8 protein-coding genes and 1 pseudogene are annotated in these 9,468 nt (G+C 71.9%); 7 read left to right on the top strand and 2 right to left on the bottom strand.

Translation table 11 applies throughout. The annotated features are described in order from the left end of the window. Nucleotides 1–29 precede the first annotated feature (29 nt). The 5 genes from ITI46_RS31120 (at nucleotide 30) to ITI46_RS31100 (ending at nucleotide 4,567) form a co-directional block, all read left to right on the top strand. Nucleotides 30–530 (top strand): ATP-binding protein, encoded by a 501-nt coding sequence (locus tag ITI46_RS31120; protein ID WP_209243282.1) that lies wholly within the window; start codon nucleotides 30–32, stop codon nucleotides 528–530. A gap of 196 nt (nucleotides 531–726) precedes the next feature. Then, entirely contained in the window at nucleotides 727–1,056 is a 330-nt protein-coding gene (locus ITI46_RS31115; RefSeq protein ID WP_209243280.1) for a plasmid stabilization protein, read from the top strand. A 493-nt stretch (nucleotides 1,057–1,549) separates the two neighbouring features. Next, entirely contained in the window at nucleotides 1,550–2,086 is a 537-nt protein-coding gene (locus tag ITI46_RS31110; RefSeq protein ID WP_209243281.1) for a Dps family protein, read from the top strand. A 168-nt stretch (nucleotides 2,087–2,254) separates the two neighbouring features. Beyond that, a complete protein-coding gene (locus tag ITI46_RS31105) occupies nucleotides 2,255–4,336 on the top strand; it encodes a SpoIIE family protein phosphatase (protein ID WP_209243279.1) in 2,082 nt (693 codons plus the stop codon). 81 nt (nucleotides 4,337–4,417) lie between these two features. Beyond that, nucleotides 4,418–4,567, top strand: a complete 150-nt coding sequence (locus ITI46_RS31100) for a glycosyltransferase (protein WP_209243278.1) — start codon at nucleotides 4,418–4,420, stop codon at nucleotides 4,565–4,567. A 23-nt stretch (nucleotides 4,568–4,590) separates the two neighbouring features. Here the strand turns inward: ITI46_RS31100 and ITI46_RS35935 are convergent, their stop codons facing one another. After that, on the bottom strand, nucleotides 4,591–5,313 hold the full coding sequence (locus ITI46_RS35935) for a 4'-phosphopantetheinyl transferase family protein (protein WP_307808394.1): 723 nt from the start codon (nucleotides 5,311–5,313) through the stop codon (nucleotides 4,591–4,593). Between the two features lie 96 nt (nucleotides 5,314–5,409). Then, nucleotides 5,410–6,246: pseudogene (locus ITI46_RS35930) on the bottom strand (metallophosphoesterase family protein); the annotation flags it as partial. Nucleotides 6,247–6,513: 267 nt separating this feature from the next. Between ITI46_RS35930 and ITI46_RS31090 the strand changes: the two are divergent. Both ITI46_RS31090 and ITI46_RS31085 read left to right on the top strand, forming a co-directional pair. Beyond that, nucleotides 6,514–8,073 (top strand): LuxR C-terminal-related transcriptional regulator, encoded by a 1,560-nt coding sequence (locus ITI46_RS31090; RefSeq protein WP_209243276.1) that lies wholly within the window; start codon nucleotides 6,514–6,516, stop codon nucleotides 8,071–8,073. A 74-nt stretch (nucleotides 8,074–8,147) separates the two neighbouring features. Beyond that, nucleotides 8,148–9,365, top strand: coding sequence for a cytochrome P450 family protein (locus ITI46_RS31085; RefSeq protein ID WP_209243275.1), 1,218 nt, complete (start codon nucleotides 8,148–8,150; stop codon nucleotides 9,363–9,365). The last annotated feature ends 103 nt before the right edge of the window (nucleotides 9,366–9,468 follow it).

The following is a 9,468-nucleotide window of genomic DNA, read 5'->3' as shown; positions in this document are numbered from 1 at the left end:
GGCCCCAGGGGCTCCCCGCTGCCGCCATCATGGGGGCCATGGCGGGTCAGGGAGATGTGGCGAGCGTGACCGAACGGGTTCCGGAAGACCCAGCAGTGACGTGGTGTGCCGAGCCGGTGAGCACCGTTCTCGACCGGGTGGGCGATCCGACCGTACGGGAGGTGCCGCTGCCGAACCTTCCGGAGTCCGCGCGGCTGGCCCGCCGGCTGGCCGAGGCCGTCCTTCAGCAGCGCTGGGACTTCTCCGCGCAGCGCACCGAGTACACCGTGCTGCTCGTCTCCGAGTTGGTCGGCAACGCCGTACGGCACACCGGTGCGCACACCATCGGCATCCGGATGGTGTGCCGCTCGGGCGGGGTCCGCGTCGAGGTTCGCGATCCCTCGCGCGGGCTGCCCTGTCTGATGCCGGTCGGCGAGCTGGACACCAGCGGTCGCGGTCTCTTCCTGGTGGACACCCTGGCCGAGCGCTGGGGCGTGGACCTCCTTCCCCGCGGTAAGACCACCTGGTTCGAAATGCGGGCCACGGACTGAGGGCCCCGCCCCTGAAGTGCTGCCAGCGAAGCTTGGGGGAGCAGTTCCCCGCGCCCTTCGGGGCGCACACGTGTGGCGCCGCGTGCATGTGGAACCCGGGGTGCGGTCGCCGTCCGCGCCGTGAAGGCGGAGGATGGAACGGTCAAAGTGCTGATTACGGACAAACAGCACCGCACCGCCGAGACGGAGGAGAACCATGCCTGCAGGGTCGAACCGCAAGCGCGAGCGCCAGTACGAGCACATCAAGGAAGGCGCCAAGCGGCAGGGCGCCTCCACCGGCCGGGCCAAGGAGATCGCGGCCCGCACGGTGAACAAGGAGCGTGCCCAGAAGGGCGAGGCCAAGCGGGCCAGCCGCACCTCCGTGCAGGACAAGCCCGCGCCCAAGCGCGGCGGTCAGCGTTCCGGCAACCGCACAGGACCCGCCGGTCCCACCCGTGACCAGCTCTACAACGAGGCCAGGCAGCGCGGTGTCAAGGGCCGCTCCCACATGAACAAGGACGAGCTCCAGCGCGCTCTCGGCCGCTGACGGGCGGCCTCGTATGGGAGGTGACCGCATGCCCGGCATGCAGCGCACATCCGCGAGGCCGTACGGGAACACGAGCACGACTACGCCCCCGGCGCCGAGCTTCCGCTGGGCGGATATCCGGCCGTGTTCTCCCCTTCTTCGGCACCGGCGTCGCGGGGGCCGCGCTCGCGGCGCGATGGGCCGGGCGCCGGGCGCCCAAGGACCTGCGCACCCGCGAGCTGGTGACCTGGCCGTTCTGCCCGTTCCCCTGGCCGACCTCCGCGCTGCTCGTCGTGCATGCGGTCGCACCCGCCACCGCACGGACCCCGCATGACCGGGCTCGCGGCCGTCGCGGGCTCGGACTTCCTCCAGTACGCGTACGCGGCCGCGCAGGAGCGGCACTCGCCCCGCGACTGATGCCGCCCCCGCTCTACGTTCTGCCAACTTCCGAGGATTGGAGCGCACCGTGGCAGCACACACCAATGGCTCGAAGCCGTCCTACACCGTCCCGGGAATGTCCACGGCCGACGGTGGCAGCGTCATCCAGCTTCTGCGGATGCGGCTGCACGCCCTCAACGACCTGGCGCTGACGCTGAAGCATGTGCACTGGAACGTGATCGGACCGCACTTCATCGCCGTGCACGAGATGCTCGATCCGCAGGTCGAGGCGGTCCGCGAGATGATCGACAACACGGCCGAACGCATCTCGACGCTGGGCGGCTCGCCCTGGGGCACCCCGGGAGTGCTGGTCGCCGAGCGGACCTGGGGCGACTACACGCTCGGGCGGGCCGAGGCCATCGAGCATCTCGGTGCGCTGGATGTCGTCTACACCGGAGTGATCGAGGACCACCGCAAGGCCGTCGACGCCACCGACAGCTCGGACCTGGTCACCCAGGATCTGCTGATCGAGCACCTGCGGAAGCTGGAGCTCTTCCAGTGGTTCGTCCGGGCCCACATCGAGAGCTCCGGCGGCAAGCTCTCGACGGGGCCGCACGACTCGGAGTCGGATGCCGCCGAGAAGGCCGCCAGCCAGGCCCGCGGCAAGCCCTGATCCCGGCCCCCGCGCGTCCCGGCCTCGCGTTGCCCCTGGTGCACCACCCGACGGGCGGCGGTGGGCCGCTGCCCGCATGATGGTCGAGTGGTCCCGGCCGGCGCCTGCCGTCACGGCCGCCGCCGAGCGGGGACCCAGGCACCGGGGCCACGCGATCGGGAGACAGCGATGCACCGCTTCCGCGAACCGAGCACGGGGCCCGCCCAGCGCGGCGACCCACCGGTCGCAGCCCATGTCGCGCTCGCCGTCAACGGCATGGGCAGCTTCTGCTGGGACCTGCCCAGCGACGAGATGCGGTTCGACGACGCCGGGCTCGCCGTCGTGGGGTTCAAGCCGGAGGAGTACGACAACCGCCCCGCCACCATCGGCGAACGGATGCTCCCCCAGGAGCTGCCCGAGATCGAGGCGCAGGTCGGCCGGGCCCTGAAGGAGCGGACGGGCTACAGCCTCTACTTCCGGGTACGCCACCCGGACGGCTCGCTGCGCTGGACGCACTCCCAGGCCACCGTCATCAGCGACGACAAGGGCGAACCTGCGCAGGTCATCGGGATCATCCGGGACGCGGGCCAGGAGCTGCGGGCCATCGACCAGACGCGCGAACTGCGGCAGGCCAAGAGCGACCGGCGCCGGCAGGCCGACATCGTGGGCCACATCAACGACGCCCTCGCCCCCACCGTCACGGTGGACGACGTCGCCGAGGCGCTCACCACCACCCGGCTGGTGCAGCGGCTCGGCGCGGCCAGCATCATCCTGGGGCTGGCGGACGGCGGACGCCTGGGGCTCGTGGGCTCCAACGGCGTCCCCGACGCCATCATCCGGGACTTCCACCTGTCCCGGATCGGCGCCCCGCTGCCGCTGTCCGAGGCGATCCGCACCAGGGAACCGGTCTTCGTCACAGGGCGCGACGAGTTCGGCGAGCGCTATCCGGGGCTGCGCAGATATCTCGAGCTGGTGCCCGAGGCCACCGCCGCCGTCTACCTCCCACTGATCGCCCACGACACCCCGATCGGCGCCGTGGGCCTCACCTACGAGGGCAAGAACCGCTTCACCCACGACGAGCGCACGGTGCTGACCGCGCTCAGCAACACCATCGCCCAGTCGCTCCAGCGCGCCCTCCTCTTCGACCAGGAACACGAGCTCGCCGCCGGACTGCAGACGGCGATGCTCCCCGGCCACATCCCGCACGTGGCAGGGCTCGGCATGGCGACCCGATACCGCCCGGCGCGGGCCCGCGGCGGCATCGGCGGCGACTGGTACGACGCCGTCACCCTGCCCGACGGCCGGGTCGCCGCGGTCGTCGGCGACGTGCAGGGCCACGATGTGACCGCCGCGGCCGTGATGGGGCAGCTGCGGATCGCGCTGCGTGCCTACGCGGCGGAGGGGCATCCGCCGCTCACCGTCATGGCCCGTGCCTCGGCCTTCCTCGCCGAACTGGACACCGACCGGTTCGCCACCTGCCTCCTGGTGCTGTACGACCCCCGCACCGGAGTCGCCGCCAGCGTCCGCGCCGGGCACCTGGAACCCGTGCTGCGCCGGCCGGACGGCAGCTGCGTATGGGTGGACGCGCCAGGCGGGCTGCCGCTGGGGCTGACGGCGCCGGGGGCGCAGCCGCCGTACGCGATGTCCGAAACGGTGGTGGAACCCGGCTCCACGCTGCTGCTGTTCACCGACGGCCTCATCGAATCCCGTACCCGGGACATCGACGAGGGCCGGGCGCAGCTGCTGAGCGCTGTACGGGCCGGCCCGGTGCGCCCCGACGCCCTCGCCGACCATCTGCTGCGCGCCATGGGCCACTACACGGGGGAGGAGGACGATGTCGCGCTCCTGCTGCTGCGCCGGGCGTCCGGCAGACGGGCCGCCGCACCGCAGATGGCCGTCACCATCTCCCCCAGCGACCCGGGCTCGCTGCACGCGGCCCGGCAGGCCCTGCGTACGGCGCTGCACCGCTGGTCCCTGGGGTCCCTCGCCGACACCGCCGAGCTGCTGGCCAGCGAGATGGCCACCAACGCGCTGCTGCACACCGAAGGCGACGCCACCCTCACCGCACGGCCCGTGCGCAACGGCGGCCGGGCGCTCCGTATCGCGGTCACCGACACCTCGCCCACCGCCCCACAGCGCCGGGCCGCAACCGAACAGGCCACCTCGGGGCGCGGCCTGATGCTCATCGAGGAGCTGGCCACCGACTGGGGGGTCGAACCGCGCGGCAACGGCAAGCGGGTGTGGTGCGAGATTCCGCTGAACCCGCACTGACCGCCGGCCGGCCGGCATTCCTTCCGGGTGACGGGGTACCCGCGCCGGGCGCCTGCAGATGACCGGAGGAAAGCCGCCGCAGTGCACACCGCAACACCCTCAGCCAGCGAAGAGTCCGTCAAGGTCAGCATCGTCGTGCCGACGTACAACACGGGCAAGACCGTGCTGACCGGTCTGCGCTCCTTCCTCGCGCAGACCATGCCCCGTTCCCCCCCCGTCCCGGCGCGGTGACCACCGTTGTCCGGGCGCGGTGGTCAGCGGGCGGCGGGGCGGGGAACGGCCTCGGCCGCCGCCGGGTGCGGGGCGATATCGGGCACGAGCACTTGACGCAGCCGCTCCGGGGCTGCGGAGGCGGCCTGGCCGGCCGCGGGCAGCAGGCTGATGGCGGTGATGAGAAGGCCGTTGCGGCACAGCCAGCGGCCGGTGAACCGGTCCAGACGTCTGCCGTCGACCGTCGGCGCCGCCACGCTCAGCTGTGCCGTGAAGGTCCCTTCGACCGGGTCGACCTCGATATGCGCCTCGTCGAAGTCCAGTTCGCGGCGGGTCAGCGGATACCACACCTTGAACACCGACTCCTTGGCGCTGAACAGCAGCCGGTCCCAGCGGATTCCGGGCATGGTGTGCGAGAGTGTGCGCACCCACTCCACTTCCCGCTCCAGCGCGATGAGCTCCAGCACCCCCTCCGGGCAGGGCTGGTTGGGCTCGGCGTCGATACCGAGACCCACCACATCCTGGCGGCGGGCAACGGCGGCGCCCCGGTAGCCCGCGCAGTGGGTCATGGCGCCGACCACGCCGTCCGGCCACTGGGGAGCGCCGCGCCGGTCGGGCAGCAACGGCACAGGCCGTACGCCCAGCGCGCCCGCAGCGCGCCGGGCACACAGCCGTACGGTGGCGAACTCGCGCTGCCGCTGGGGCACGGCGTGGCTGACGACCTGCGCCTCCTGCGGGTGCAGATGGTCGGCCGGCGGCCCCGGCACGTCCTCGAACGTCTCGGCTGTGACCACCGTGCCGGGCAGCAACTCCTGTAGCAGCGTGGCCTCTTCAGTCGCGTCGGCCGCCGTGGGTACGGGGGACTGGCCTGTGGTGGGGGCCGGCAGCACCGGGCGCAGCGGCTCGCGCGGTGGCCGGGGGCGCCACTCGCGCGGGTAGCCCACCGACACCTCCTCGAACCTGACGCCGTCGTGCCAGGTGACGCGCGGAATGTGCAGATGCCCGTAGACGACCGCTGCCGCACGGAAACGGCGGTGCCAGTCGGCCGTCCGCTCGGTGCCGCACCACTGGGCGAACTCCGGGTGGCGCAGGATCCTGGTCGGCTCGCGTACCAGGGGATAGTGGTTGACCAGCACCGTCCGCAGGGCGGGGTCGATGGCCGCCAGCCGGCGCTCGGTCCACTCCACGCGGGCCCGGCACCACGCGTCCCGGGTGGGGTAGGGGTCGGGGTGCAGGAAGTACTCGTCGGTGCAGACGACTCCGGCCTCGTGGGCGAGGCGCAGCGACTCCTGCTTGGTCTCGGCGCCGGGCACCCGGAACGAGTAGTCGTAGAGCAGGAACAGCGGGGCGACGGCCACCGGGCCGCCCTCGCCGCGCCACACCGGGTAGGGGTCCTCGGGCGTGACGACGCCCAGCCCGCGGCACATGTCGACCAGCCGCCGGTAGCGGCGGTCGCCGCGCAGGGTCACCGGGTCGTTCGGGTGCGTCCACAGCTCGTGGTTGCCGGGCGCCCAGATCACTTTGGCGAACCGTCCGGCCAGCAGCCCGAGCGCCCATTCGACGTCGGCGAACCGCTCCGCCACATCACCGGCGACAATCAGCCAGTCGGCGTCCGAGGCCGGATGCAGCGAGGCGACGATGTCGCGGTTCTCCTGGAAGGCGACATGCAGATCGCTGACAGCCAGCAGCCTCCCCGTCATCTGCCCACCCTCGTCCCCCGTGGGGCGACGTGCGCCCCGTGTCCCCGTCACGTGCCCGCCGCATCAAAACAAGAGCCTGTCGAACGTGTCAACGGGGTTCCGTGGCGGCCCGGCGTCGCGTGATGGAGGAACGCTGATCGGCAGTTGAAGCCTCAACGTGTCCTTGTTGAACGGGAGTTGTAGTTCCCGTACTGCCCGGTATGTGAGGAGGGATACAGTCGGGCGGCCGGAGTCATATGCGTCGCAAACCTGGTCGAAGATGCCCTCATGGAGGCGCACATACCTCTCTTCGTGGCGCGGTTCTTCCACCGAGACGACCTTCCGACTCCCGACTTCGACGCGGTGCTGCGCGAGCAGCTCAGCGGCCCCGACCACCGACTCGCCCAGCTGAACGGGGAGCTGGCGCGCATCGGAAGTGCGGATCCCGCCGCACTTCCCCTCCTGCTCGAGGCGGGCAGGTGCTACCTCTACAAAAACGACCACCTACGGCAGCAGTACTACGCTGCCCGGGCCTTCGACCGGGCCGTCGCCTGCGGCGACCACGGCGCGACGCTCGAGGCGAGGATGTCGCTGGCCCTGGCCGGCTGCTGGACAGGAGCGCTGTGCGCGGCGCGGGACCACATCGACCGGGTGGCGGCCTACCTGGATGGCCTCGACGACGCCGGTGTCGGCCCCCGGCTGTCGTTACTGGCCGACCTGTCCTGGGTCGAGGTCCAGCTGCAACGGCTCTCCGACGCCGAGGAGCACCAGCGCCGCGGCCTCAGGATCGCCGAGTCGACCGGCGACGGGGATCACGCCGTACTGCTGCGGGTCCTCTTCGGCGCCACCCTGCGCGAGTTGGGCAGACTGGGCGAGGCCGAGAAGCACACCCAGCACGCCCACCGGCTGGCCGAGCTGCAAGGCAGCGCCGACCTGCGCGAGATGGCGCTCATCGCCCTCAGCGAGATCGCGCTGGAGGCGGGGGACAGCGAGCGCGCCCGCGAACTGGCCGGCCAGGCACAGGCGGTGCCCGGGTCCTCCGGCTGGTTCGGGAACGCCGCTCTGGCGCTGACCGGGATGTCGATGGTGCAGACCGGCGCGCTGCGGGACGGCCGCGACGCGGTGCTGGAGGCCGTGGGGGGCAAGCGGCTGCCGCTGGTCCCGGTGGTCGCCAGGTCCCGGGTGTACGCCGTGCTGGCCGCGGCGGACGCCTCACTGGGCCAGCACGGCGAGGCCCAGGAGTGGAGCCGGCTGGCCACCCGCAGCGCGCTCGCCTGCGGACTGGACCGCTGCCACGGCTACGCGCAGCTCGCGCACGCCGAGGCGGTGCTGGGCTCCGACCCGGACGCGGCGCAGCGCGCGGCCGACGCGGCACGCGCGGCCTTCGAGCGGGCGGGCGCCGAACTGGGCCTGGCCGCCGCCTGTTTGACGACTGGAGCGGCGCACGGCCGCCGGGGGCGCCCGGCGGCGGCCGAGGCGGCGCTGGCCCGCTCCGAGGAGATCTACCGGCGCTGCGCCGCGGTCATCGCGGCGGACAACGTCCGGCTGCTGCGCGCTGCCGGCCGTACGGCGCCGGCGGGCGGGGCAGGGCGGGGTCCTGGCGAGATCCAGTGCCTGTCCCCACGGGAGTTGCAGGTGGCCCGGCTGATCGCGCGGGGCAGTTCGAACCAGCAGATCGCCAGCGCGCTCGACATCAAGTTGAACACCGTCCAGGTCCATGTCGGCCGGATCCTGCGCAAGTTGCGGGTGGGGTCCCGGGTCGCGGTCGCGCGGGTGGTCACACTCGCCGAGACCACGGCGCCGGTGTCCCCGACAGCGGCGCCACTGCCCGCCGGAGGGCGTAACTGATTCTCGTTATTGGCAGGCCCATCTGCGGGCCCGTAGGTTCAAAACCCCTTGTGGGACAGGAGAGGTGGAAGCGAATGACGACCTTGACCGGGCCGGGCCGCGAAGTCCTCGACATGTCGTTCTTCCAGGATCCGTACGCGGTCTACGACCGGCTCCGCGCGGACGGTCCCGTCCACGCGATGCGGACCCCTGACGGCATCGACGTCTGGGTGATCACCCGTTACGAAGAAGCCAAGGAAGCCTTGTCGGACGCGAGATTCACCAAGGACTTCACCGGGGTCCCGGACATCTTCGCGCAGCAGAGCACCGGGGTGTCGGCACACGAGGGCTACACCGACATCCTGACCAAGCACATGCTCTTCGCCGACCCGCCGGACCACACGCGGCTGCGCGAGCTGGCGGCCAAGGCGTTCACCCGCAGGCGGGTCGAGGCACTCCGTCCGGAGATCCAGCAGATCGTCGACGGCCTGCTGGACAAGATGGCGGCGGAGCGCGAGGTCGACCTGCTGCGCACGCTCTCCTTCCCGATGTCGATGGCCGTCACCTGCCGGCTGCTGGGCATCCCGCCCGCCGACGAGGACGCGTTCCGCACCTGGACCGAGACCATCTTCACCACCAACGACCCGGCCCGGATGAACGAGGCGGTACGCGGGGTCGACCAGTATCTGGTCGACGTCATCGAGGCCAAGCGTGCCGATCCGGCCGACGACCTGATCACCGCGCTGATCAACGCCCGCGAGGACGGGGACCGGCTCAGCGACCGGGAACTGGTCTCCACTTGCGCGCTGATGTTCGTGGCCGGCTACGAGACCACCGCCAGCATGGTCGGCAACGCCGTCGTGGCGCTGCTGCGGAACCCGGACAAGCTGGCCGAGCTCAAGGCCGACCCGTCACTGATGCCCAACGCGGTCGACGAACTGCTGCGGTTCGACGGCCCGGTCAATGTGGCCACGCTGCGCTCCACCGCCACCGAGGTGACCGTCGGGGGAACCACCATCCCCAAGGGCCAGTTCGTGCTGGTGTCGCTCATCGCGGCCAACCGGGACGGCGAGAAGTTCCCCGACCCGGCGCGGCTGGACTTCACCCGGCCGCTGGGCGGCAGCCTCGCCTTCGGGCACGGGATCCACTACTGCCTCGGCGCACCGCTCTCCCGCGTGGAGATCGAGGTGGCGCTGAGCAGGCTGCTGGCCCGCTTCCCCGAGCTGAGCCTGGCACGGCAGCCGGAGACCCTCCAGTGGCGCAACAGCCTGCTGGTACGGGGGTTGAGCACGCTGCCGATCCGGCTGTACTGAACGGGGCCGCCGGCAGGCGGATCGCGACGCCACGGGGGAGTGGCGGGTACGGGAAACCACGGGGTACCGGACCCGGCGGGGGCACGGGGAACCGCTCGGGGAA

This window comes from Streptomyces oryzae (assembly GCF_017676365.1).
GTDB lineage: Bacteria > Actinomycetota > Actinomycetes > Streptomycetales > Streptomycetaceae > Streptomyces > Streptomyces oryzae.
The sequence above is the reverse complement of the archived record's forward strand: the minus strand, read 5'-3'. Positions and strand labels throughout refer to the sequence as shown.